Source organism: Streptomyces sp. BE303 (genome assembly GCF_036290945.1).
Classification (GTDB): domain Bacteria; phylum Actinomycetota; class Actinomycetes; order Streptomycetales; family Streptomycetaceae; genus Kitasatospora.
On sequence record NZ_JAQYWZ010000767.1, the window covers coordinates 206,715 to 229,427 of the forward strand.

At 74.2% G+C, this 22,713-nt stretch carries 22 protein-coding genes; 16 read left to right on the plus strand and 6 right to left on the minus strand.

All coding sequences use genetic code 11. The features are described from left to right. Positions 1-61 precede the first annotated feature (61 nt). The gene (locus tag PUR56_RS23955; RefSeq protein WP_329950403.1) at positions 62-1,249 is read right to left on the minus strand and encodes a hypothetical protein; all 1,188 of its coding nucleotides are present in this window, start codon (positions 1,247-1,249) and stop codon (positions 62-64) included. A gap of 295 nt (positions 1,250-1,544) precedes the next feature. On the opposite strand from PUR56_RS23955, the gene tsaE reads away from it, so the two are divergent. Both tsaE and PUR56_RS23965 read left to right on the plus strand, forming a co-directional pair. After that, on the plus strand, positions 1,545-2,042 hold the full coding sequence (tsaE, locus tag PUR56_RS23960) for a tRNA (adenosine(37)-N6)-threonylcarbamoyltransferase complex ATPase subunit type 1 TsaE (RefSeq protein ID WP_329950404.1): 498 nt from the start codon (positions 1,545-1,547) through the stop codon (positions 2,040-2,042). A gap of 141 nt (positions 2,043-2,183) precedes the next feature. Beyond that, positions 2,184-2,441, plus strand: a complete 258-nt coding sequence (locus PUR56_RS23965; RefSeq protein ID WP_329885363.1) for a hypothetical protein — start codon at positions 2,184-2,186, stop codon at positions 2,439-2,441. Positions 2,442-2,521: 80 nt separating this feature from the next. On the opposite strand, the gene PUR56_RS23970 is transcribed toward PUR56_RS23965, so the two are convergent. After that, the gene (locus PUR56_RS23970) at positions 2,522-3,103 is read right to left on the minus strand and encodes a hypothetical protein (protein WP_329885733.1); all 582 of its coding nucleotides are present in this window, start codon (positions 3,101-3,103) and stop codon (positions 2,522-2,524) included. Positions 3,104-3,323: 220 nt separating this feature from the next. Here PUR56_RS23970 and tsaB point away from each other — a divergent pair, with 220 nt between their 5' ends. The 5 genes from tsaB to PUR56_RS23995 all read left to right on the plus strand — a co-directional run bounded on the left by tsaB (position 3,324) and on the right by PUR56_RS23995 (position 7,102). Next, positions 3,324-3,980, plus strand: coding sequence for a tRNA (adenosine(37)-N6)-threonylcarbamoyltransferase complex dimerization subunit type 1 TsaB (tsaB, locus tag PUR56_RS23975; protein WP_329885362.1), 657 nt, complete (start codon positions 3,324-3,326; stop codon positions 3,978-3,980). A 74-nt stretch (positions 3,981-4,054) separates the two neighbouring features. After that, on the plus strand, positions 4,055-4,660 hold the full coding sequence (rimI, locus tag PUR56_RS23980) for a ribosomal protein S18-alanine N-acetyltransferase (protein ID WP_329950426.1): 606 nt from the start codon (positions 4,055-4,057) through the stop codon (positions 4,658-4,660). Then, on the plus strand, positions 4,653-5,759 hold the full coding sequence (tsaD, locus tag PUR56_RS23985; RefSeq protein ID WP_329885361.1) for a tRNA (adenosine(37)-N6)-threonylcarbamoyltransferase complex transferase subunit TsaD: 1,107 nt from the start codon (positions 4,653-4,655) through the stop codon (positions 5,757-5,759). Before rimI ends, tsaD begins: the two co-directional genes overlap by 8 nt. Beyond that, positions 5,756-6,019 (plus strand): hypothetical protein, encoded by a 264-nt coding sequence (locus PUR56_RS23990; protein ID WP_380359882.1) that lies wholly within the window; start codon positions 5,756-5,758, stop codon positions 6,017-6,019. The genes tsaD and PUR56_RS23990 overlap by 4 nt, the downstream gene beginning before the upstream one ends. A gap of 126 nt (positions 6,020-6,145) precedes the next feature. Next, positions 6,146-7,102 (plus strand): polysaccharide deacetylase family protein, encoded by a 957-nt coding sequence (locus PUR56_RS23995; protein ID WP_329950405.1) that lies wholly within the window; start codon positions 6,146-6,148, stop codon positions 7,100-7,102. Here PUR56_RS23995 and PUR56_RS24000 read toward each other — a convergent pair. After that, positions 7,078-8,277, minus strand: coding sequence for a THUMP-like domain-containing protein (locus tag PUR56_RS24000; protein ID WP_329950406.1), 1,200 nt, complete (start codon positions 8,275-8,277; stop codon positions 7,078-7,080). The genes PUR56_RS23995 and PUR56_RS24000 overlap by 25 nt on opposite strands. 309 nt (positions 8,278-8,586) lie before the next feature. Between PUR56_RS24000 and groES the strand changes: the two genes are divergently transcribed. From groES to PUR56_RS24015, 3 genes are all read left to right on the plus strand, one after another. Next, complete coding sequence (gene groES, locus PUR56_RS24005) at positions 8,587-8,892, plus strand: co-chaperone GroES (protein WP_014136232.1); 306 nt, start codon at positions 8,587-8,589, stop codon at positions 8,890-8,892. Between the two features lie 130 nt (positions 8,893-9,022). Continuing rightward, positions 9,023-10,651: a chaperonin GroEL gene (gene groL / locus PUR56_RS24010; RefSeq protein WP_329950407.1), complete on the plus strand. Its 1,629-nt coding sequence runs from the start codon at positions 9,023-9,025 to the stop codon at positions 10,649-10,651. A gap of 198 nt (positions 10,652-10,849) precedes the next feature. Continuing rightward, positions 10,850-11,845: a LysR substrate-binding domain-containing protein gene (locus tag PUR56_RS24015; RefSeq protein ID WP_329885357.1), complete on the plus strand. Its 996-nt coding sequence runs from the start codon at positions 10,850-10,852 to the stop codon at positions 11,843-11,845. A 213-nt stretch (positions 11,846-12,058) separates the two neighbouring features. On the opposite strand, the gene PUR56_RS24020 is transcribed toward PUR56_RS24015, so the two are convergent. Continuing rightward, the gene (locus PUR56_RS24020; RefSeq protein WP_329885356.1) at positions 12,059-12,394 is read right to left on the minus strand and encodes a WhiB family transcriptional regulator; all 336 of its coding nucleotides are present in this window, start codon (positions 12,392-12,394) and stop codon (positions 12,059-12,061) included. A gap of 573 nt (positions 12,395-12,967) precedes the next feature. On the opposite strand from PUR56_RS24020, the gene PUR56_RS24025 reads away from it, so the two are divergent. The 4 genes from PUR56_RS24025 (at position 12,968) to PUR56_RS24040 (ending at position 17,763) form a co-directional block, all read left to right on the plus strand. Continuing rightward, positions 12,968-13,579, plus strand: coding sequence for a response regulator transcription factor (locus tag PUR56_RS24025; RefSeq protein WP_014136228.1), 612 nt, complete (start codon positions 12,968-12,970; stop codon positions 13,577-13,579). A 557-nt stretch (positions 13,580-14,136) separates the two neighbouring features. Then, positions 14,137-14,685 carry an RNA polymerase sigma factor ShbA gene (gene shbA, locus PUR56_RS24030; RefSeq protein WP_329885730.1) on the plus strand — a complete coding sequence of 183 codons (549 nt, stop codon included), beginning with the start codon at positions 14,137-14,139 and terminating at the stop codon, positions 14,683-14,685. Positions 14,686-14,984: 299 nt separating this feature from the next. Further along, complete coding sequence (guaB, locus tag PUR56_RS24035; RefSeq protein WP_329885355.1) at positions 14,985-16,487, plus strand: IMP dehydrogenase; 1,503 nt, start codon at positions 14,985-14,987, stop codon at positions 16,485-16,487. A 148-nt stretch (positions 16,488-16,635) separates the two neighbouring features. After that, entirely contained in the window at positions 16,636-17,763 is a 1,128-nt protein-coding gene (locus PUR56_RS24040) for a GuaB3 family IMP dehydrogenase-related protein (RefSeq protein ID WP_329885354.1), read from the plus strand. 72 nt (positions 17,764-17,835) lie between these two features. On the opposite strand, the gene PUR56_RS24045 is transcribed toward PUR56_RS24040, so the two are convergent. Next, a complete protein-coding gene (locus tag PUR56_RS24045) occupies positions 17,836-18,426 on the minus strand; it encodes a hypothetical protein (protein WP_329950408.1) in 591 nt (196 codons plus the stop codon). Positions 18,427-18,677: 251 nt separating this feature from the next. On the opposite strand from PUR56_RS24045, the gene PUR56_RS24050 reads away from it, so the two are divergent. Beyond that, positions 18,678-20,687 (plus strand): serine/threonine-protein kinase, encoded by a 2,010-nt coding sequence (locus PUR56_RS24050; protein ID WP_329950409.1) that lies wholly within the window; start codon positions 18,678-18,680, stop codon positions 20,685-20,687. Positions 20,688-20,714: 27 nt separating this feature from the next. Here the strand turns inward: PUR56_RS24050 and PUR56_RS24055 are convergent, their stop codons facing one another. Further along, positions 20,715-21,260, minus strand: coding sequence for an SHOCT domain-containing protein (locus PUR56_RS24055; RefSeq protein WP_329885351.1), 546 nt, complete (start codon positions 21,258-21,260; stop codon positions 20,715-20,717). 214 nt (positions 21,261-21,474) lie between these two features. Here PUR56_RS24055 and PUR56_RS24060 point away from each other — a divergent pair, with 214 nt between their 5' ends. After that, entirely contained in the window at positions 21,475-22,569 is a 1,095-nt protein-coding gene (locus PUR56_RS24060; protein WP_329885350.1) for a protein kinase domain-containing protein, read from the plus strand. The last annotated feature ends 144 nt before the right edge of the window (positions 22,570-22,713 follow it).

Below are 22,713 nucleotides of genomic sequence, written 5' to 3' on the forward strand. Positions count from 1 at the left end.
ACGCCCGGCCCCTGTCCGCAGGGGCAGGGCCACCGGTTCGCGGTGGGTGCGGGGCCGGGTGTCAGGCGTCCGCGCCGCCCTTGCGGCGGCGCAGCACGACGAGCGTGCCGATGCCGACGGCCAGCACCGCACCGCCGACCACCGCGAGGGCGGAGGTGTCGTCGCCGCCACCGCCGGTGGTGGCCAGGTTGCTGCCGCCGGACGGGCGGCCGGCGGCCTTCGCCTTGGCCTTGGCGACCGCCTCGGCGGTGGGCCGGGGCTTGGCGGCCGCGGCCTGCTGGAAGGCGGCGGCGTCGGGGAGGGTGATCTGCGCGGCGCCGCCGGTGGTGGTGGCGGGCGCGGGGGCGCCGGTGGTGGCGGTCGGGGTGGCCGACGGGGAGGCGGAGGCGGACGCCGTGGCGCCGGCCGTGGGGCTCGGGCTGCCCGTGGCGGTCGGCTTCGGGGTGGCCGTCGGGGTCGCGGTGCTCGTCGGGGTCGCGGTGGCCGACGGCGTACCGGTCGGGGTGGCCGTGGAACTCGGCGAGGCCGTGGCCGTGGTCGACGGGGTGGTCGACGGGGTCGCCGTGGCCGACGGCGTACCGGTCGGCGTGCCGGTGGCGGTGGCGGTGACTGTGGCTGTGGCCGACGGTCCGGCGGAGGTGGACGGGCTTGCCGTCGTCCCCTCGCCGGTGCCGATGACGAAGGCGCCCTTGGGCCCGAAGGCCCAGCTCGGTCCCTCGGCGGGGTCCTCGTCCGGGTCGTCGAAGAACATCGACAGCTGGGCGACGGCGTCGTCCGCGACCGCGTCGGCGGTCAGGGCCAGCTTGAACTGGAAGGTGAGCGAGTCGCCGTTCGGCAGGTAGAGCAGCTCGCCGAGGTCGAGCACCGGGGCGCGCAGCCCGGCGGTCGAGGGTGTGGCGTCCCGCCAGGCGTGGGTGTCGACGTCCTGGAACTGGAGCTTGATCTGGCCCGTGGTCAGCTTGCCGTGCTCCGAGCCGAACACCATCATCGGCTCGATGATCATGTCGCGTCCGGACGTGTTGGCGACCTCGGCGGCGAAGGCGACGGCCGGGGCGCCCGCGACGACCCGGGCCGGGAAGTTCTTGAAGGTCAGCACCGGCGGCGCCTGCGGGCCGGAGGCGGCCCGTGCGGCGGCGACGGCGGCGGTGCCCGCCGCCGGGGCGGCCTGAGCGGCGGGGGCGGCGGCGATGACGGAGGCCGAGGCCAGGGCGGCGACGGCGGGTATCGCGAGACCGCGACGGAGCTTCATCGGTGGACCTCATCGGGAGACCGGGCCGGCGGGCCCGGAGGCGGGGACCCGGACGGCGGACGGGGGCGTCGGCGGTCCGGAGGACGGTTCGGAAGCAGACGGTAGCGGTTCGCGGGAAGCCTCCCGGGAGCGGGTCACCGACGGCGGGCCCGGTGCCGGCGACCTGTCGGCGGCAAAGATGATCACATCGGGACAGACCGGGCCCGGCCACGGGTGCGGCCGGGGATGTGGCACGGTAGCGGGGGCGCCCGACCGTCGGTGCGCCGCCGTACGGACCGAAGGGCTTGATTCGCGCATGGGCTCGCACGCCACTCTCACCGTCGCCACTCCCGAGCGGATGGGCCGGCTCGGCCGGGAGCTGGCCGCACTCCTGCGGCCGGGGGACCTGGTGCTGCTCTCGGGCGAGCTGGGGGCCGGGAAGACCACGCTGACCCGGGGGCTGGGCGAGGGGCTCGGCGTGCGCGGAGCCGTCACCTCGCCGACCTTCGTGATCGCCCGGGTGCACCCGTCGCTGGTGGGCGGCCCGGCACTGGTGCACGTGGACGCGTACCGGCTGGGCGGGGACCTGGACGAGATGGAGGACCTCGACCTGGACGTCTCGCTGCCCGAGTCGGTGGTGGTGGTCGAGTGGGGCGAGGGCAAGGTCGAGCGGCTCTCCGAGAACCGGCTGGAGGTCCGGATCGAGCGGGCGATCGGCGCCGGCGCGGAGGCGGACGACCTGGACCCGCGCCAGGTGGTGCTGACCGGGATCGGCGGACGCTGGGACGCGGTGGAGCTGTCCGCGCTGGCCTGAAGGGGCCGGGCCCTCTCCTGCGGAAGAGAGGGCCCGGCCCGCACGGGCTTGCCGACAGCCTGTCGGGAAGATGTTGCGGGCGAGGTCCCGGGCGTGGTGGGATGGGTGCTGCGGTTAGGTGTGCCTAACTAGGGAGGCGCCATGTCGAGCACCACCCCCGTCCCGGAGCGCGCGCCGCGCGGTGCCGGGGCCGGAGAGCCCGCCCGCCGAGCCCCCGGGGAGCCGATGCGGGCCCTGCTGGCGTCCTGCGCCGCGGCGGAGGCCGTCTCCACCCCGCCCCGGCGGCGTACGGCCGCGGTCACCACGGACGCGGCGGAAGCCCCGGAACCCGCGGATCCCTCGGACGCCGTCGTGCGGGCGGACACCGGCGCGCACCACACCCGTCGCGCCGCCGCGTAGGCCGGACCCCTGACGGGGGCCGCACCCGGCCGGGGGCCGATCCCGCGCCGCGGACCTCGTGCGGTCCGGTGGGGGGACGGTCAGGCGATCACGACCACCTTGGTGTCCTTGGGGGCGAAGTCCCAGAGCAGCTGACCCTCCTGCCGGCCGCTGCGGATGCCGCCGGTCTTGGCCTTCGGGTCGGCGGTCGGCGTGCCGGTGGCGCCGTCGACGGCCGCGCTGAAGCCGAACACCACGCCGTTCTGCTGGGCGAAGCGCACCACGTGCTCGATCTGCCGGCCGTCGGTGCCGGTGGTGGTCGGGGTCCGGCTGTAGACCAGGTAGCTGCCGGGGGTCGGCTCGACCGTGCCCGGGGTGACCGGGAAGGCGGCCACCAGCTGGGGGGTCTTCTTCGGGTCGACCAGCCAGACGTAGTGGCCGCTGACCGAGTAGACGACCCGCAGCCCGGTGCCCGCGCCGGTGGTGGGCAGCGCCGGGACGGTCGGTGTGGGCGAGGCGGTCGGGGTGGCCGAGGCGACCGGCCCGCTGGACGAGGCCGCGACGCTCGTGCTCGGACCGGCGGCGACCGCCCGGTCCTGCGCGCCGTTGGCCTGGAAGGCCAACAGGCTCACCACTGCCAGGGCCCCCAGGGTCAGCCCCGTGACCACCACTCCAGGACCCATCTTCGCCACGTGTGCTCCCACCGCCGTCCCAAAACCGTCGGCCCCATCGTGCCAGGTTCGTCCGGCCGGTCCGCATCGTGCCGGACGTGTGTTCCGGACCGGTGCGGGTTTTCGATCGGGCGGAGCAGATGATCGGAGCAGATGACCGCGGCGCGGCGGGGGCGGCGCCCCGGGGCGGGCGGCCCGACCGGTCACCCGCCGACCGGTCTAACCTTGACCCGTGCTGCTGCTCGCGTTCGACACCGCTACCCCCGCCGTCACCGCCGCCGTCCACGACGGCACCGCGGTCCTCGCCCAGACCGACCAGGTCGACGCCAGACGTCACGGCGAACTCCTGCTGCCCACCATCGACCAGGTACTGCGGGCGGCCGGTGTCGACAAGCACCGGCTGACCGGCATCGCCGTGGGCGTCGGCCCGGGCCCGTACACCGGGCTGCGGGTCGGTCTGGTGACCGCCGCCGCGCTCGGGCACGCGCTCGGCCTCCCGGTGCACGGCGTCTGCACCCTGGACGCGATCGCCCACCGGGCCCGCGCCGAGGGGCTGGCGGGCGAACCGTTCACGGTCGCCACCGACGCGCGCCGCAAGGAGGTCTACTGGGCCTCGTACGACGCCGAGGGCCGCCGTACCGAGGGCCCGGCGGTGGACCGCCCGGCCGAGCTGACCCCGCTGCCGCGGTCCGTCGGCGCCGGTGCGCTGCTCTACCCGGACGCCTTCCCCGGCGCGCAGGGACCCGAGCACGTCTCGGCCGGTGCGCTCGCCGACTTCGCCGTCGCCGAGCTGGCCGCCGGCCGCGAGCTGCTGCCGAACGCCCCGCTCTACCTGCGCCGGCCGGACGCGCAGGTGCCGGCCGGCTACAAGGCGGTGCTCCCGGCGTGACCGGCCCGAGTACCACCGGCCCCGCTCCGGCCGTCCCGGCCGCGGACGCCCCCGGGGCCGTCACCCTGCGCCCGATGCGCTGGTGGGACATCGCCCCGGTGATGGAGCTGGAGCTTGAGCTCTTCCCCGAGGACGCCTGGTCCACCGGGATGTACTGGTCCGAGCTGGCCGAGACCCACCCCGGCGGCACCCGCCACTACACCGTCGCCGCCACCCCGGACGGCGCCGTCGTCGGTTACGCCGGACTGATGGCGGTGGCCGGCGAGGGCGACGTGCAGACCATCGCCGTCGACGGGCGCCGGCAGGGGACCGGCCTCGGTACGGCCCTGCTCACCGACCTGGTCCGGGAGGCGGTCCGACGCGGGTGCGTCGAGCTGCTGCTGGAGGTCCGGGTGGACAACCCGCGCGCCCAGCGGCTTTACGAGCGCTTCGGCTTCGAACCGGTCGGCATCCGGCGCGGCTACTACCAGCCCGCCAACGTCGACGCCCTGGTGATGCGCCTCGACCTCGCCGACCGCGACGACCCGGCCGACCTCGACGACGGCGACGCGCCCGAGCGGGACGAGCTTCCCGACGGCGACGCCCCCGACGACCCCGACGGCCCTGAGGGCCCCGACGGCCTCGACGAATCCGCGGACCTCCCGCGACCGGATGTGAAGAAGGACACCCGCCATGGCTGACGAACCGCTCGTCCTCGGTATCGAGACCTCCTGCGACGAGACCGGCGTCGGCATCGTGCGCGGCACCACCCTGCTCGCCGACGCGGTCGCCTCCAGCGTCAACGACCACGCCCGGTTCGGCGGCGTCGTCCCCGAGATCGCCAGCCGCGCGCACCTGGAGGCGATGGTCCCGACCATCGAGCGCGCCCTGGAGACCGCCGGCGTCAAGGCCGGCGACCTGGACGGCATCGCCGTCACGGCCGGCCCGGGCCTGGCGGGCGCGCTGCTGGTCGGCGTGAGCGCCGCCAAGGCGTACGCGTGGGCCCTCGACAAGCCGCTCTACGGGGTCAACCACCTCGCCTCGCACATCTGCGTGGACCAGCTGGAGCACGGCCGGCTGCCGTCGCCGACGATGGCCCTGCTGGTCTCCGGCGGGCACTCCTCGCTGCTGCTCAGCGCGGACATCACCAGTGACGTCCGCCCGCTCGGCGCGACCATCGACGACGCGGCCGGCGAGGCCTTCGACAAGGTCGCCCGGGTGCTCGGACTGGGCTTCCCCGGCGGCCCGGTGGTGGACCGCAGGGCCCGCGAGGGTGACCCCGGGGCGATCGCCTTCCCGCGCGGCCTGACCGGCCCCAGGGACCCGGAGTACGACTTCTCCTTCTCCGGGCTGAAGACCGCCGTCGCCCGCTGGGTCGAGGCGAAGCGCCGGGCCGGGGAGGAGGTGCCGGTCGCGGACGTCGCGGCGTCCTTCCAGGAGGCCGTCACCGACGTGCTGACCCGCAAGGCGGTCAAGGCGTGCAAGGACAGCGGCGTCGACCACCTGATGATCGGCGGCGGCGTGGCGGCGAACTCGCGGCTGCGCGAGATGGCCCAGCAGCGCTGCGACAAGGCCGGTATCCGGCTCCGGGTGCCGCGGCCGGGCCTGTGCACCGACAACGGCGCGATGGTCGCCGCGCTCGGCGCGGAGATGGTCTGGCGCAACCGCGCGCCGTCCTCCCTCGCCCTGTCGGCCGACTCCTCGCTGCCGGTCACCGAGGTCCACGTGCCGGACGCCGCAGCCGTGCACGGCGACGTCCACGGCCAGGCGTACGACGCGCTGACCGGGCAGCAGAAGTGACCACCACCGCCGCGATGTGGGAGGCCCGGGCGGCCGACGGACGCGCCGCCGAGCTCTCCGCCTGGGTGCGCGAGGTCGCGTTGCCCGCGCTGCGCGGTACGGCCGGGCTGGTCCGCACCGAGCTGTTCGCCGCTCCGGGCGAGCGCGTGCTGCTGATCACCTGGTGGACCGGCGAGCCGGTGCCGGTGGTCGAGCCGCCCGCCGGGCTGCTGGGCCGTCCGGTCCACCGGTGGTCCTTCACCAGCGAGCACGTGGAGTAGCCCCCGCCCCCCGCCGTCCGACCCCGCGCCGTCCGACCCCGCCGCCCGACCCGCCTCCACCCCCGCCGATCGGCTGCTCGAAGGCCCGACCGGGAACCGAACACGTGACCGTTACCGTGCAAGGCGATGAGATCGCTGGACGGGAGCGGGGAGCACGGCGCGGTGAAGAGGCACGGGCGGGGCAGGACGACGACGTACGCGGTGGGGGCGATGGCGCTGCTCACCGCCGTCTCCGGGTGCGGCAGCGGCGGCGGGACCGGCGGCCCGCCCGCCGCGGCGGTCTCCACCCCGGCCGACCGGGGCGCCGCCGCCTCCTCGGCCGCGCCGCAGCAGCCCGTGACGCCGCCGCCGGCCCCCGCCCCCGTTCCCGCCGCCGGGGATCCGGCCGCCTGGGCCAGGTGGAACCTCAAGCCGCTGCCGCCCGCGCCGCCGGCGCCGGCCGACAAGCCGGTGAAGCTCCGGCGGAGCGGGCCCGTCCCGGTGTTCAGCGAGGTGCGGACCACCGACAAGGTCGTCTTCGTCACCATCGACGACGGCGCCGAGAAGGACCCGCGGTTCGTCGAGATGCTGACCGACCTCAAGGTGCCCGTCTCGATGTTCCTGACCCGCGACGTCGTCAAGGACGACTACGGCTACTTCAAGCGGCTCCAGGCGCTCGGCAACCACGTCCACAACCACACCGCGGGCCACGCCCAGTTGAGCAAGGTCACGCCGGAGAGACAGCGGTCCGAGATCTGCGACGCCCAGACCGCCTTCACCCAGCAGTACGGCACCGCCCCGCTGCTCTTCCGGCCGCCGTACGGCGACGGCGCCCACACGGCGGCGCTCAACGACGCGGTGCAGCAGTGCGGACCGAGGGCCGTCGTGCTCTGGCGGGAGTCGATGCAGATCCACGACATGCAGTACCAGGCGGCGGACAAGAAGCTCCGGCCCGGTGACATCGTCCTGGCCCACTTCCGGGGCCCGAAGGACCTCAAGGGCGAGACGATGACGCAGATGTTCGGCGAGATGCTGGCCCGGATCCAGGAGCAGGGCTTCGCGGTGGCCCGGCTGGAGGACTACATCGAGTCGCCCGCCGCCTGAGCGTCGGCCCGGACGGGCTGTCCGAGCATCATCAGCGGCCCGTTGTCGGTCCGGCTGAGGATCACCGTGACGGAGTTCGGGCCTGACGGCTTCAGCTGGCGGCGCAGCTCCTCCGGGGTGATCGCCATTCCGCGCTTCTTGATCACCACCGTGCCGACGCCCCGCTCGCGCAGCAGCGCCTTCAGCTTCTTGATGTGGAACGGCAGCACGTCGGTCAGCTCGAAGGCGTGCGCGTACGGGGTGGCGACCAGCTCGTCCGAGGTGACGTAGGCGATCTTCGGGTCGATCAGCCGGCCGTTCACCTGCCCGGCCACCTCGGCGACCAGGTGGGCCCGGATCACCGCGCCGTCCGGCTCGTACAGGTAGCGGCCGACCGGGCCGGCCGGCGGGTCGGGCAGGTCGCCGCCGGTCAGGCTCGTCCGACCGGGGAGCAGGGTGGCGCGGTGCGGGCCGGCGGCCCCGGTGCCGAACCAGAGCACCGCCTCCTTGACGTCGCCGTGGTCGGAGACCCACTCGGCCTCGGCGTCGGCCGGCACCGCCTCGTGCGGGATGCCCGGTGCCACCTTGAGCGCGCCGATCGGGGTGCGCCGGCCGGCCCCGATCGCCCAGGAGAGCGGCGGGGCGTACGCCTCGGGGTCGAAGACCCGGCCGCGCGCGGTGCGCCGGGCCGGGTCGGTGAAGACCGCGTCGTAGCCGGTGACGTCGATGTCGGCGACGTCCGCGCAGCGCACCTCGACCAGGTCGGTCAGGCCCAGCGCGGCCGCGTTGGCCGCAGTGGCCGCGCAGGCGGCCGGGTCCCGGTCGACGGCGAGGACCTCGATCCCCGCCCGGGCCAGTGCCAGCACGTCGCCGCCGACCCCGCAGCAGAGGTCGGCCAGCCGCCGCACGCCGAGGTCCGCGAAGCGGTGGGCCCGCCACTCGGCGACGCTGCGCCGGGTGGACTGCTCGACGCCGTCGGGCGTGAAGTACATGAGATCGGCGTCCGCGCCGAACTTGGCCCGCGCCCGCTGCCGGAGCCGGGCCTGCCCGAAGGCGGCGGACACCAGCTCGGCGGGGTGCTCCCTGCGCAGCCGGGTGGCCAGCGCCAGCTCCTCCTCCGGCGCGAACTCGCGCAGTTCGGCGAGCAGGGCCTGGCCCCGGTCGGTCAGCAGGGGCTGCAGGTTGTCGGTCTCCACGGGCCCATTCTCCCCGGTCGGTGCGCCGGGACGGGCCGGTGCGTCCGGAGGTCTCGATCACGGGACGCGTGTGCGGTCGGGGGAACGACCCGAACGCGAGTGCGGCTACTCGCCCGTATCCCGGGGTCCGGGGGCGCGCCGTTGGCACTCTGGTTGACTGAGTGCTAACCGCGGCCTATGGTCATGCCTAGCACTCTCCACGGGGGGAGTGCTAACGCGAAGAGGCGTTTCTGACCCCCGCGACGGCAGATCCGCAGGTTCGCCCCTACCCGTTAGTAAGCCCCGTAATCTCCGAAGGGGAGCTCGGACGTGACCACCAGCAGCAAGGTTGCCATCAAGCCGCTCGAGGACCGCATCGTGGTCCAGCCGCTCGACGCCGAGACCACCACGGCCTCCGGCCTGGTTATCCCGGACACGGCCAAGGAGAAGCCCCAGGAGGGCGTCGTCCTGGCTGTCGGCCCGGGTCGCTTCGAGGACGGCCAGCGTCTGCCGCTCGACGTCGCCGTCGGTGACATCGTCCTGTACTCGAAGTACGGCGGCACCGAGGTGAAGTACCAGGGCGAGGAGTACCTCGTCCTCTCGGCGCGCGACGTTCTCGCCATCATCGAGAAGTAAGCAGCACCGAGAAGTAAGACGTCCCGACCCGCCCCGGATCCGTGTCCCTAGTGACAGGGGCCCGGGGCGTGGTTGTTGGTTCACGTAGTCGAGCGGCCGCGACGGCCGCAGCCCCGAGGGAATAGGGAACATGGCGAAGATCCTGCAGTTCAACGAGGACGCGCGCCGCTCGCTGGAGCGCGGTGTCAACAAGCTGGCCGACACCGTCAAGGTGACCATCGGCCCCAAGGGCCGCAACGTCGTCATCGACAAGAAGTTCGGTGCTCCGACCATCACCAACGACGGTGTCACCATCGCCCGTGAGGTCGAGCTCGACGACCCGTACGAGAACCTTGGCGCGCAGCTCGTCAAGGAGGTCGCCACCAAGACCAACGACGTCGCGGGTGACGGCACCACCACCGCCACCGTGCTGGCCCAGGCCCTGGTGAACGAGGGTCTGCGCAACGTCGCCGCCGGTGCCGGCCCGGCCGCCCTGAAGAAGGGCATCGACAAGGCCGTCGCCGCCGTCTCCGAGCACCTGCTGTCCATCGCCCGCGAGATCGAGGGCAAGGACGACGTCGCCGCCGTCGCGACCCTCTCCGCGCAGGACACCCAGGTCGGCGAGCTCATCGCCGAGGCGATCGACAAGGTCGGCAAGGACGGTGTCATCACCGTCGAGGAGTCGAACACCTTCGGCGTGGAGCTGGACTTCACCGAGGGCATGCAGTTCGACAAGGGCTACCTGTCGCCGTACTTCGTGACCGACGCGGAGCGGCAGGAGGCGGTCCTGGAGGACCCGTACATCCTGATCAACCAGGGCAAGATCTCCTCCATCCAGGAGCTCCTGCCGCTGCTGGAGAAGGTCGTGCAGGGCGGTACCTCCCGCCCGCTGCTGATCATCGCCGAGGACGTCGACGGCGAGGCGCTGTCGACCCTCCTGGTGAACAAGATCCGCGGCATCTTCAACGCCGTGGCCGTCAAGGCCCCGGGCTTCGGTGACCGCCGCAAGGCGATCCTGGGCGACCTCGCCACCCTGACCGGTGGCACCGTGATCTCCGAGGAGGTCGGCCTCAAGCTCGACCAGGCCGGTCTGGACGTGCTGGGCAGCGCTCGCCGCGTGACCATCACCAAGGACGAGACCACCATCGTCGACGGTGCCGGCGACAGCGAGGCCGTGGCCGGCCGCGTCGCCCAGATCAAGGGCGAGATCGCCAACACCGACTCGGACTGGGACCGCGAGAAGCTGCAGGAGCGCCTGGCCAAGCTGGCCGGCGGCGTCTGCGTCATCCGTGTCGGTGCCGCCACCGAGGTGGAGCTGAAGGAGCGCAAGCACCGCCTGGAGGACGCCATCTCGGCGACCCGTGCCGCGGTCGAGGAGGGCATCGTCGCCGGTGGTGGCGCCTCCCTCGTCCACGCCGCCAAGGTGCTGAACGACGGCCTGGGCCTGACGGGCGACGAGGCGACCGGTGTCGCGGTCGTCCGCAAGGCGCTGCACGAGCCGCTGCGCTGGATCGCCCAGAACGCCGGCCTGGAGGGTTACGTCATCACCTCCAAGGTCTCCGAGCTGGAGCCGGGCCAGGGCTACAACGCCGCCACGGGCGAGTACGGCGACCTGATCAAGGCCGGCGTCATCGACCCGGTCAAGGTCACCCGTTCCGCCCTGGAGAACGCCGCCTCGATCGCCTCCCTGCTGCTCACCACCGAGACCCTCGTGGTGGAGAAGAAGGAGGAGGAGCCCGACGCCGGTCACTCGCACGGCGGCCACGGCCACTCCCACTGACACCCGTTCAGTGACCGGAGGCCCGGTCCGCGCCCCTCGGGGGCGCGGCCGGGCCTCCGGCGTGTCGGCCGCGGTACGCCCCTGACGGGCCGCTCCGAGGTGCGGCGTCCGGCGCGCACCGCGCCGGTGGGCGAGTTTTACTCTTCAACTATCATCTGAATTTTGCAGATAGCAAAGATTTACTTATATCTTTGAGGCATGATCGAGGCCCGCCACCTGCGCGTCCTGCGTGCCGTCGCCCGCACCGGATCCTTCTCCGCCGCCGCCCGCGAGCTGGGGTGTACGCAACCCGCCATCAGCCAGCAGATGAAGGCCCTGGAGAAGTCCGTGGACACCCCGCTGGTGGTCCGTTCGGGTCGCGGGATGCAGCTGAGCGAGGCCGGACGGGTGCTGCTCAAGCATGCCACCGGGATCCTCGCCGGGCTCTCCGCCGCCGAGGAGGAGGTGGCGGCGATCGCCGGACTGCGGGCCGGACGGGTGCGTCTGGTCTCCTTCCCGACCGCGAGTTCCACTCTGGTGCCGCCTGCCGTCGCCCGGCTGCGGGACAGCCATCCGGGGGTCCGCGTGTCGCTGGTCGACGCGGAGCCTCCGGAGTCGCTGGCGATGCTGCGCGGCGGCGAGTGCGAGGTCGCGCTGGCCTTCCGCTACCCCCAGGCGTCCGGCGCCGCCGCGCCGGCGCCCGCGCACGGCACGCCCCGTGAGGCGCGCGCCGAGGCCAACCTGGAGGCCCAGCAGCTCAGCGCCGGCACCGACTGGTCCGACCTGGTGGTCACCCCGCTGCTGGACGACCCGCTGGTCGGCCTGCTGCCCGCCGGACACCGGCTGGCCGGGCGCGGCGGGCCCGTGGAGCTGGCCGAGCTGGCCTCCGAGCAGTGGATCGCCGGCTGCCCGCAGTGCCGCGGGCACCTGGTGGAGCTCTGCGCCGGAGCCGGGTTCGAGCCCAGGATCGACTTCGCGACCGACGACTACCCCGCGGTGGTCGGCCTGGTCGCCGCCGGGCTCGGGGTGGCGGTGCTGCCGGGGCTGGCGCTGCAGTCGGTGCGCCCGGACGGGGTCGTGACGGTGGCGGTGCACGCCGCCACGGGAGCGCCGGCGGTACGGCAGGTGGTGGCGCTGACCCTCCCGGACCTCGCCGAGGTGCCGGCGGTGGCGCTGATGCTGGAGCGGCTGGCGGGCGCGGGCCCCGGGCGCTGACCGGGACCGGGTCGACCGGGGCCGGGCGGCACCGGGCGGCACCGGGCGGCACCGGCCGTGTCCGGACCGGCCGTCCGTCGCCCGCGGCCGGGCCGTGACCGCCCCGGACCGGCCGTCCCCGGGCCGACCGGGCGCAGGCCGGGAAGGCGCCGGGCCCTGACGTGCGCCACCACGAGAAGAAACGTTTCTTCTCGGCGCGGCGGACACGGACGGTTACGACAGGTACCGCTGGGCCCCGCCCGGCGCGACGAGCGGCACCTCCACCAGGCGGTTGCGCGAGCGGCCCATCATCTCCTCGCGCTCGTCCTCGGTCAGCCCGCCCCAGACGCCGTACGGTTCGCGGACCGCCAGCGCGTGCGCGGCGCACTCGGTGCGCACGGGGCAGCGCATGCAGACCTCCTTGGCGCTCGCCTCGCGTGAGCTCCGCGCGGCGCCGCGCTCTCCTTCGGGGTGGAAGAAGAGCGAACTGTCCACGCCGCGGCAGGCCGCGGAGAGCTGCCAGTCCCAGAGGTCCGCGTTGGGGCCGGGGAGGCGGGAGAAATCTGCCATGACTCATTCCCTTCAGAGGCTCGTCGACCGCGCGCCGGCTGCCAGCGGATTGCACTGGGCGGTACGGCGGGGCGCGTCCGGCGCCGGTGTGGACACCTGGAAATATGACTTACGGCAACTCCATGGACAAGTCACCCACAGAGTGGCACAACAGTCAATGACCATACAAAAGCTATAAAAACGGGCAAAGTGGGCATGCCTGGCGGTGCGGCGATCGCCCGGCGCGAACGTGGCAATCGGGTGGCCGACGGGCGCGCGGGGGCCCGAATCGGTGTGCGGGTCGTGCGCCCACCGCGCCCGAGCTGCGCAAAAGAGCGGCGTGTGCCCCGCGATGCGGCTGATCGGTAACGGGTCGGCCACGTACAGTGGTGGAGATGGCCCTGAAGGCCGTAACTCATTCGAGTGACGGTCGTTGGAAGTGCGGAGGCGGTTAGCGGGCGCCGGACGTCGGGAACGATCGCGGAGATTCACAGGCGATCAGCACGGAGTCTGTCGCCGATCGGCCGTGTCGGAGAGGTTCGTACCAGCCAGGAGGCTCAACGTGACGCGGATCAGCTGCGGAGGACGACGGTCATGACTTCCGTTCTCGTTTGCGACGATTCCCCGCTCGCCCGCGAGGCGCTTCGCCGCGCGGTCGCGACCGTACCCGGTGTCGACCGGGTCACCACCGCGACGAACGGGGAGGAGGTCCTCCGCCGCTGGGTGGCCGACCGCTCCGATCTCGTCCTGATGGACGTCCGGATGCCCGGCCTCGGCGGGGTGGAGACGGTCCGGCGGCTGCTGTCGGCGGACCCGGGCGCCCGGATCATCATGCTCACCGTCGCCGAGGACCTCGACGGCGTCGCCCTCGCGGTGGCCGCGGGCGCGCGGGGGTACCTGCACAAGGACGCCTCGCGCGCCGAACTGCGGGCCACCGTCACCCAGGCCCTCGCCGACCCGACCTGGCGGCTCGCCCCGCGGCGGCTGCGCAGCCCCGACATGGGCGCCGCGCCGACCCTGACGGCGCGTGAGATCCAGGTGCTCGAAGGCATGAGCCACGGCCGCAGCAACGCCGAGATCGGCCGCGAGCTGTTCCTCTCCGAGGACACCGTCAAGACCCACGCCCGACGCCTGTTCAAGAAGCTCGGCGCCTCGGACCGTGCGCACGCGGTGGCCCTGGGCTTCCGCTGGGGTCTGGTCCGCTGACCGCCGGCGGCTCCGCCGGTCCCGGCACGCTGCTCGCGATTCCCTGTGCAGGGGCGTGTGACGTTACGGTCCCGAGGTTGCACCATGGAGGAGTGGAGCACCTCGGGGACCAGCGGACAGGAACTGCGGCGAACCACACGGCCGCAGGAGACTCGGCGGACGGCGCGGCGGACGGGACCACCGACGCCGGCGGGGCGGGAGGCGGCACGGTGCAGGAGGGGCCGGTGGTGCGTGCCGGTGCGGCACCGCATAACGTTCCGGTGCACAACTCCGGACGCGGTGCCGCGTTTTCCCGCGCGACCAGGCACCATGGACCGATGCGCGACGACGTGACCGGGGCTCCCGGCGAGGCGGACCCGGTGGAGGCCGAGCCCTCCGTGTCCGGGCCCGACGCGGCGTACGCGGAATCCGCCGGCTCCGGGGCCCCCGGCTCCGCCAGTGCCGAACGCGAAGCCGGTGCCGAGCGCGAAGCGGAGCCGCACGAGCCCGCCCGGCCCGTCGCGCCCGCCGCCCGCCCGCCCGTCCTCGGCACGGGCAGCTCCCCGCTCGTCGGCGAACTGGTCGCGGCCGCCGTCCGCGGCGAGGGCCCGGCGATCGACGCGCTGCTCGCCTACGTCCACCCGCTGGCCCTGCGGTACTGCCGCGGCCGGCTGGTCCGGCTGCCCGGCGGCGCCCGGCACCACGTGGACGACATCGCCCAGGAGGTCTGTGTGGCGGTGCTCTGCGCGCTGCCCCGGTACAAGGACCAGGGGCGCCCGTTCGAGGCCTTCGTCTACGGGATCGCCGCGCACAAGATCGCCGATCTGCAGCGGGCCGCGATGCGCGGGCCCGGCTCGACCGTGATCCCGCAGGACGACCTGCCGGAGGTTCCGGACGACGCGCTCGGCCCGGAGGAGCGGGCGCTGGCCAGCAGCGACGCGGCCTGGGCCAAGGAACTGCTCTCCAACCTGCCGGCCCGGCAGCGCGAGCTGGTGCTGCTGCGGGTGGCCGCCGGACTCTCGGCGGAGGAGACCGGCGAGGTGCTCGGGATGTCGCCGGGGGCCGTCCGGGTCGCCCAGCACCGGGCGCTCAGTCGGCTGCGGGCGCTCGCCGAGGAGTCCTCCTAGGGCTTGCCCGATGCCGGGCCCGGCATCGGGCAAGCCCGCCCGTTCCGGCCCCGGAGGACGGAATGGCCCACGGGCGGCAGGTGTTGTCAAGGGCACGCGAGGACGCATTCGCGGGTGCCAGTACCATGGGGTATCGGCGCCTGGGCGGGTCGCCAAAGTTTCAGCGGTGCGAACGGGGTTCCCCTGGAGGATCCTCCAGTTGCCACCCGGCTTTCGGCGGTCCGAGCGAGTGAGCGATGACAACGCCCCCACCCCTCAGGGCGTGAGCGGACAAGGCCGGCCACGGAAGGTACCCCCAAATGTCTTACAACGCCGCAGGCGTACCCGAGAAGTTCGCGATGCTCGGACTCACGTACGACGATGTCCTGCTGCTGCCCGGGGCCTCCGAGGTGCTGCCGAACCAGGTCGACACCTCCTCCCGGGTCTCCCGGAACGTGCGCGTCAATATCCCGCTGCTCTCCGCGGCGATGGACAAGGTCACCGAGTCGCGGATGGCGATCGCGATGGCCCGTCAGGGCGGCGTCGGCGTCCTGCACCGCAACCTCTCCGTCGAGGACCAGGTCAACCAGGTCGACCTGGTCAAGCGCTCCGAGTCCGGCATGGTCACCGACCCGATCACGGTCGGCCCGGAGACCACGCTCGGCGAGGCCGACGCGCTCTGTGCCAAGTTCCGGATCTCCGGCGTGCCGATCGCCGACGAGAGCGGCAAGCTCCTCGGCATCGTGACCAACCGCGACATGGCCTTCGAGTCGGACCGCACCCGCCAGGTCCGCGAGATCATGACCCCGATGCCGCTGATCACCGGCAAGGTCGGCATCTCCGGCGTCGACGCGATGGCGCTGCTCCGCCGCCACAAGATCGAGAAGCTCCCGCTGGTCGACGACGAGGGCCGGATCAAGGGCCTCATCACGGTCAAGGACTTCGTCAAGGCCGAGCAGTACCCGAACGCCGCCAAGGACAGCGAGGGCCGGCTGCTGGTCGGTGCCGCCGTCGGCGCCAGCGCCGAGGCGTTCGACCGGGCCCAGGCCCTGGTCGAGGCGGGCGTGGACTTCCTGGTCGTCGACACCTCGCACGGCCACAGCCACAACGCGCTGGCCTGGATCTCGAAGATCAGGGCGGCCGTCAAGGTCGACGTGGTCGGCGGCAACGTCGCCACCCGGGACGGCGCCCAGGCGCTGATCGACGCGGGCGTGGACGGCGTCAAGGTCGGTGTCGGCCCGGGTTCGATCTGCACCACCCGCGTGGTCGCCGGCATCGGCGTCCCGCAGGTCACCGCGATCTACGAGGCGGCCGTGGCCTGTCAGGCGGCCGGCGTGCCGGTCATCGGCGACGGCGGCCTGCAGTACTCCGGCGACATCGGCAAGGCGCTGGCCGCCGGCGCCGACACCGTGATGCTGGGCTCGCTGCTGGCCGGCTGCGAGGAGTCCCCGGGCGAGCTGCTGTTCATCAACGGCAAGCAGTACAAGTCCTACCGCGGCATGGGTTCGCTGGGCGCCATGCAGTCCCGCGGCCAGGGCCGCTCGTACTCCAAGGACCGCTACTTCCAGGCCGAGGTCTCCTCGGACGACAAGCTCGTCCCCGAGGGCGTCGAGGGCCAGGTGCCCTACCGCGGCCCGCTCTCCGCGGTGCTGCACCAGCTCGTCGGCGGCCTGCGCCAGACCATGGGCTACGTCGGTGCCGCCACCGTCGCCGAGATGGAGAGCAAGGGCCGGTTCGTCCGGATCACCTCGGCGGGCCTCAAGGAGAGCCACCCGCACGACATCCAGATGACCGTCGAGGCTCCGAACTACAGCGGCCGCTGAGCCGGTAACCGGAAGGGGCCCGCAGCCGCGGGCCCCTTCCGCACGTCCGGGAGGCGGGCGCGGCGGCGCGGCTCCGGGCGGGTGCGGGATACTGGGGGCGGCCGGGGTGACCCGGCGGGCACGAGCAACACCACCAGAAGGGCTCGAAGTGACTGAGATCGAGATCGGGCGAGGCAAGCGCGGCCGGCGGGCGTACGCCTTCGACGACATCGCCGTCGTCCCCAGCCGGCGTACGCGTGACCCGAAGGAGGTCTCGATCGCCTGGCAGATCGACGCCTACCGGTTCGAGCTGCCGTTCCTGGCCGCCCCCATGGACAGCGTCGTCTCGCCGGAGCAGGCCATCGCCATCGGCCGCCTCGGCGGTCTCGGCGTGCTCAACCTCGAAGGTCTCTGGACCCGCTACGAGGACCCGCAGCCGCTGCTCGACGAGATCGTCTCGATCACCGACGAGGCCGCCGCGACCCGCCGCCTGCAGGAGATCTACTCGGCGCCGATCCGGGCCGAGCTGATCAAGCAGCGGATCCAGGAGGTCCGCGACTCCGGTGTGGTCACCGCGGCCGCGCTCTCCCCGCAGCGCACCGCCGAGTTCTCGAAGGCCGTGGTCGACGCCGGCGTCGACGTCTTCGTGATCCGCGGCACCACCGTCTCGGCCGAGCACGTCTCCGGCGCCGCCGAGCCGCTCAACCTGAAGCAGTTCATCTACGAGCTCGACGTCCCGGTCATCGTCGGCGGCTGTGCCACCTACACCGCCGCGCTGCACCTGATGCGCACCGGCGCGGCCGGCGTGCTGGTCGGCTTCGGCGGCGGCGCCGCCCACACCACCCGCAACGTCCTCGGCATCCAGGTGCCGATGGCCACCGCCGTCGCCGACGTGGCCGCCGCCCGCCGCGACTACATGGACGAGTCCGGCGGCCGGTACGTGCACGTCATCGCGGACGGCGGGGTCGGCTACAGCGGCGACATCCCGAAGGCGGTCGCCTGCGGCGCCGACGCGGTCATGATCGGTGCCGCGCTGGCCCGGGCCACCGACGCGCCGGGCAAGGGCTACCACTGGGGCATGGAGGCCGTCCACGAGGAGCTGCCGCGCGGCAAGCGCGTCGACCTCGGCACCGTCGGCAACACCGAGGAGATCCTCACCGGCCCCTCGCACACCCCGGACGGCACCATGAACCTGTTCGGCGCCCTGCGCCGGGCGATGGCGACCACCGGGTACACCGAGCTCAAGGAGTTCCAGCGGGTCGAGGTGACGGTCAACCCGGCGCTCAACCGCCGCTGAGCCCGTTCGTCCCGCGGAGGCCCCCGTCCGATCGTGGCGGGGGCCTCGCGCCGTTCCCGGACCGGACGCGTCCTACTGGCGGGTCGCGGCGCGGCGGGTCAGCAGGAAGCCGCCGACCAGGGCGATGCCGTAGAAGACGAGGTCGAGCAGCCGGCGGTCCCCCCGCCACAGCGTGAGGGCGTCGCGGACCAGCTCGCCGTACGGGGTGCCGTCCAGTGCGTGCAGCCGGCGGGTCTGGCCGAGCAGCTGGCCGAGCAGGAGCGAACCGGCCGAGAGCAGCGCGCCCAGCGGCGGGAGCAGCCGGCCCGGTCCGCCGAGCCGGCCGAGCGGCCAGGCGACGGCGGCGGCCGGGGCGATCGCCAGCCAGCCGACGGTGGCCGCGGCCCGGGTCGGGGCGAGGCCGTACGCGAGGGCACCGGCCAGCATCGCGGCGACGGCGATCGCGAGGGCCCGGCCGGTGCGGTACCGGCGCTTCGAGCGGGGGTGTCCGGCGGGCCCGTCGGAGTCGCCGGGAGCGGTGGGGTGGTAACCGGCCACCGGGGCGCCGGGCATCCCGGGGGCCACGTAGCCCTCGGGTGTCTCCGGTTCCTGTGCGACCGAGAAGTGCTGGGCCGTGGGCGGTCGGCCCGACTGGCCGTCAGCGCCCGGTGCGGGTGCGGTCATGGACGTCGAATTCCCCCCGGAAGGACGGTGAACTGCCGCACGGTAGCAGTGCCCGGAGCGGGACGGACAGAGTTTTCGATCACAGATCGGGCACGGAGCGCCGCGCCCGGGCGGCATCGGTGCGAGGGTGGCCGGGGGCCGGGTGGTCGGGGGCGCCCGGGACAGGAGATGATGGAGGCTTGGGTGCTCGGCCCCGACGCCGGTCCGACACGCCGTCACCACGACCGCCAGCACATGGGGGAACGTTCCGAATGACCCAGGCGCAGGGTTCCACCGGCCGCCTCCTGGCCGGACGCTACCGGCTGGACGCGGTGATCGGGCGCGGTGGCATGGGCACCGTCTGGCGTGCCGAGGACGAGATGTTGGGCCGGACGGTCGCGGTCAAGGAACTGCGGATGAACGCCAGCGTCGAGGAGGACGAGAAGCACCGGCTGATCGTCCGGACGCTGCGCGAGGCCAAGGCGACGGCGCGGATCCGGCACAACTCGGCGGTCACCGTCTTCGACGTCGTCGAGGAGGACGACCGGCCGTGGATCGTCATGGAGCTGGTCGAGTCCCGCTCGCTGGCGGACGTGATCCGGGAGGACGGCCCGCTGGAGCCGGCCCGGGCGGCCGAGATCGCGCTGGACGTGCTGGGCGTGCTGAGCGCCGCGCACGCGCACGGCATCCTGCACCGGGACGTCAAGCCCTCGAACGTGCTGATCGGCGAGGACGGGCGGGTGGTGCTCACCGACTTCGGCATCGCCAGCGTGGAGGGCGACACCTCGGTGACCTCCACCGGGATGCTGGTCGGCGCGCCCTCGTACATATCCCCGGAGCGGGCCCGCGGGCAGAAGCCCGGGCCGCCGGCCGACCTCTGGTCACTGGGCGGCACGCTGTACGCGATGGTCGAGGGCCGGCCGCCGTACGACCGGGGTTCGGCGCTCGCCACGCTCACGGCGGTGATGACCGAGGACCTGACCGCGCCGGTGAACGCCGGTCCGCTCCGGCCGGTGATCGAGGGGCTGCTGGCCAAGGACCCGGTGGAGCGGCTGACCGCCTCGCAGACCCGGTCGATGCTCAAGCGGGTGGCGGCGGACGCGACGGCGCGGGCCGAGTCGACCACCGAGCAGGCGGTGCCGGTGGCGGGCGGCGGTGCGGCGGACGGCGCGGCGGAGCGCCCGGCGGGGGAGCGTCCGGCCGTGAAGCCGGAGACCGCGAAGCCGTCGGTCGGCGGGTTGCTCGGAACGGTCCGGGTGGGGAGCCGGGCCGCGGACGCCGGGAGCGGGGAGCGGGCGGCGCCGGCCGCGGAGCCCGAGGACGGCACGGCCGGGCCGTCGGGGACGCCGGCGCCGGAGACCGAGGCGGCCCGTCCGGTGACCAGCGAGTGGACGCTGGGCGCGACCCAGGCGGCCGGTGCCGACCCGCGGAAGGGCCGGCACCGGCTGGCCCTGGCGACGGTCGTGGTGGTGCTGCTGCTGATCGCGGGCGTGGTCGCACTGGTGCGGGCGCTCGGCGACTCCGACGACGGATCGGCCGACGGTGCGCGCGGCACCGCGTCCGTGACCGCGAGCACCGGGACCTCGCCGGCCGGCGCCCCGCCGGTGGACGCCTCCGCGATCCCGCCGGCCACCGCCCCGGTGACCCCGGACCCGGCGACCTCGGATCCGGCCGCGGCGCCCGCCGCCACGCCTCCGGTGACCCCCGCCTCGACGCCGGCCCAGACCCCGGCACCGGCCCAGACCCCGGCGCCGGCCCAGACCCCGGCGCCGGCCCAGACCCCGGCGCCGGCCCAGACCCCGGCGCCGGCCCAGACCCCGACGCCGACCGGGGCCGTCGTGCCCGCCGGTCACCACGAGTACAAGGACGCGTCCGGCTTCTCGATCGTGCTGCCGGACTGGCTGCAGCTCACGGGTTCGGAGGCGACCCGCCGGACCTTCAAGGGCAACGGCAGCACCCTGCGGATCGAGTGGACCACCACGCCGGGGCCGAGCGCCCTCGCCGACTGGCAGGAGTCCGAGCCGGGACTGCGCGGCCAGGTGAGCAACTACCAGCGGGTGCAGCTTCAGGCCGTCGCCTACCGCGAGTGGAGCAACGCCGCCGACTGGGAGTGGACCAACGGCACCCCGCGGATGCACTCGCTCAACCGGGGCTTCGTCACCGGTTCGCCGGCCAAGTACGGCTACGCCGTCTACTGGACCTCGCCGGACGCGGAGTGGGCCGCACCGCAGAACGCCCAGGCACGGCAGATCTCCTTCGACACCTTCCGGCCGGCGCCCTGACGGACGTCGGCCGGACGGCCCCGGGGTTCAGCCGATCAGGCGACGCTTGGCGCTGCTGAACTCCTCGTCGGTGAGCGCCCCCGCGCCGTGCAGGGCGGCCAGCCGCTCCAACTGGTCGAGCAGGTCGGCGCCGGAGGACGCCGGTGCGGCGGGCGCGGCGGCCGGCGCGGCGAGCGCCTGCTGCCCGGCGTTGCGGGCCAGCCGGGCTGCGGCCCGGACCTGCTCGGCGAAGATCTCGGCCTTGACCACGTCCTCGAACCGGTGCGAGCCGGTGAGGGCGACCACCAGGAGCACCTCCCCGTTGATCCGGGTCCTGGTGACGGTCGCGTCGGTCACCGCGGAGAGCGGAACCGGGACGGGAGGCTTCCCGTCCTTCAGGAAGAGCAGCCGATGGGTGGTCAGGACCAGTACGCCCTTGCGGAAGTGATCGGGATGTCGACCCGCCGTCGAGGCGACCGGTTTCTCGTCGGGCGCGACGTTCGCCTCGACGGTGCGCAGGGCCGTGGCCCGGGAATCACTGCTGCTGTTGCCGGCCACGTCGAAGGCCGCGTCGATCAGATCGGTCCAGTCCATGGGATCGAGCCTAATCCGACGGTTCGTCGGGCGGGTCCGCCCCTGCGCCCCTGCGTCTCGGACCGGAGGGCGGTGCCGGGGCGCGGGCCGTGCGGGTCCGAGGGGGAGTGCGCGCCCCGCGGATGTGTCCCGGCCGACGGCGGGGGGCGCGTCGCGCGCCCGGCGGGAACGGACGGTGACACCTTAGGCTGGGTGGTGAGCGAGAGGAACACGCATGCGAGCGGGTCCGGGACAGATGCTGGCCGGGCGTTACCGGCTGACTGACCGTCCGGCGGCGTTGAGCGCGCTCGCCGTGGACGAGCGGACCGGTGACGTCGTGCGGTTGCGCGCGCTGGAGCTGCCCGCCCTGCTGACCGGAGGGCGGGAGCCGGACGACCCGGTGCCGGAGCAGGGGGACCAGCTGGTCCGCCGGGTGGCGGTGGTCGGCTCCGCCGCGCCGCGGCACCCCCGGCTTCTCCAGGGAGCCGGCGCCTTCGTCGAGGGCGAGCTGCTCTGGACCGTCGAGGAGCGTCCGGCGGGGGTGCCGCTGGCCGAGCTGGCCGCGGCCGGTCCGCTCCCGCCCTACCGGGTGGCCGAGTTGGCGGCGGACCTGGCGGGCGCGCTGCGGGCGCTGCACGAGGCGGGCCTGGCGCACGGCAACCTGACCACCGAGTCGGTGCTGGTCTGCGAGGACGGTGCCGCCCTGCTGGGCGGGCTGCTCGCCGGGGTCGCCCAGGAGGCGCTGGCCGAGGAGCTGGGCGGGCCCGGCGGGCGCCGCCGGTACGAGGTGCGGGCCACCCTGGCCGGGCCGGTGGCCGAGCGGTGGCCGCTGGACGGGGGCCCGGCGGGTGACTGCTGGGCGCTCGGCGTGCTGGTGTACCGGCTGGTGACCGGCCGCTCGCCGTACCCGGAGGGCGGGGTGCCGGAGCTGGTGACGGCGGTGCGTGACGGCCGCCGGGAGCCGTCGGCGGCGTGCGGGCCGCTGGGGCCGCTGGTGGAGCGGCTGCTGCAGCCCGATCCGGCCCGGCGCCCGACGGCGGTGGAGGTCCGGCAGGAGCTGGCGGCCCTGCTGGCGGGTGCGCCCGAGCCGGTCGGGGAGGAACGGGCGGCCCGGGCACTGGAGTTGCGGCCGGAGGGCCCGGTGGTGCCGGCGCCGCGCCGGCGGCGTCCGCGCGGCTCCGTCACGGCCGAGCGGCCCCCGGAGGAGGGCGCTCCCGGGCGGAACCGCCGGCCGCTGATACCGCCGGCGCTGCTCGGCCCGGTGCTGGTCGGAGGGGTGTTCCTGCTGCTGGTGCTCGGGATGACGGCCGTGGTGATGTTCGCAGGCTGACGGGGTCGGGCCGGGCCGCCACCGCCGGGTCTGCGGGTGGGGGAGATTACCGGGGCCGGGACGGGGCGCCTAGTGTGTCCGTGAGATTTGTTCGACTGGTGGTCTGCACCGAGTGGTCTGTACCGGGCCCTCCGTCGTGGTGAC

Excerpts from the sequence above, each read along its gene's own strand:
- PUR56_RS24025 (WP_014136228.1), top strand. The coding sequence starts at position 12,968 with ATGACTTCCGTTCTCGTTTGCGACGATTCCCCGCTCGCCCGCGAGGCG.
- tsaD (WP_329885361.1), top strand. The coding sequence starts at position 4,653 with ATGGCTGACGAACCGCTCGTCCTCGGTATCGAGACCTCCTGCGACGAG.
- PUR56_RS24050 (WP_329950409.1), top strand. The coding sequence starts at position 18,678 with ATGACCCAGGCGCAGGGTTCCACCGGCCGCCTCCTGGCCGGACGCTAC.
- PUR56_RS23995 (WP_329950405.1), top strand. The coding sequence starts at position 6,146 with ATGAGATCGCTGGACGGGAGCGGGGAGCACGGCGCGGTGAAGAGGCAC.
- PUR56_RS24055 (WP_329885351.1), bottom strand. The coding sequence starts at position 21,260 with ATGGACTGGACCGATCTGATCGACGCGGCCTTCGACGTGGCCGGCAAC.
- tsaE (WP_329950404.1), top strand. The coding sequence starts at position 1,545 with ATGGGCTCGCACGCCACTCTCACCGTCGCCACTCCCGAGCGGATGGGC.
- groL (WP_329950407.1), top strand. The coding sequence starts at position 9,023 with ATGGCGAAGATCCTGCAGTTCAACGAGGACGCGCGCCGCTCGCTGGAG.
- PUR56_RS24060 (WP_329885350.1), top strand. The coding sequence starts at position 21,475 with ATGCGAGCGGGTCCGGGACAGATGCTGGCCGGGCGTTACCGGCTGACT.
- PUR56_RS23955 (WP_329950403.1), bottom strand. The coding sequence starts at position 1,249 with ATGAAGCTCCGTCGCGGTCTCGCGATACCCGCCGTCGCCGCCCTGGCC.
- rimI (WP_329950426.1), top strand. The coding sequence starts at position 4,055 with ATGCGCTGGTGGGACATCGCCCCGGTGATGGAGCTGGAGCTTGAGCTC.
- PUR56_RS24015 (WP_329885357.1), top strand. The coding sequence starts at position 10,850 with ATGATCGAGGCCCGCCACCTGCGCGTCCTGCGTGCCGTCGCCCGCACC.
- PUR56_RS23970 (WP_329885733.1), bottom strand. The coding sequence starts at position 3,103 with ATGGGTCCTGGAGTGGTGGTCACGGGGCTGACCCTGGGGGCCCTGGCA.
- guaB (WP_329885355.1), top strand. The coding sequence starts at position 14,985 with ATGTCTTACAACGCCGCAGGCGTACCCGAGAAGTTCGCGATGCTCGGA.
- PUR56_RS23965 (WP_329885363.1), top strand. The coding sequence starts at position 2,184 with ATGTCGAGCACCACCCCCGTCCCGGAGCGCGCGCCGCGCGGTGCCGGG.
- PUR56_RS24020 (WP_329885356.1), bottom strand. The coding sequence starts at position 12,394 with ATGGCAGATTTCTCCCGCCTCCCCGGCCCCAACGCGGACCTCTGGGAC.
- PUR56_RS24045 (WP_329950408.1), bottom strand. The coding sequence starts at position 18,426 with ATGACCGCACCCGCACCGGGCGCTGACGGCCAGTCGGGCCGACCGCCC.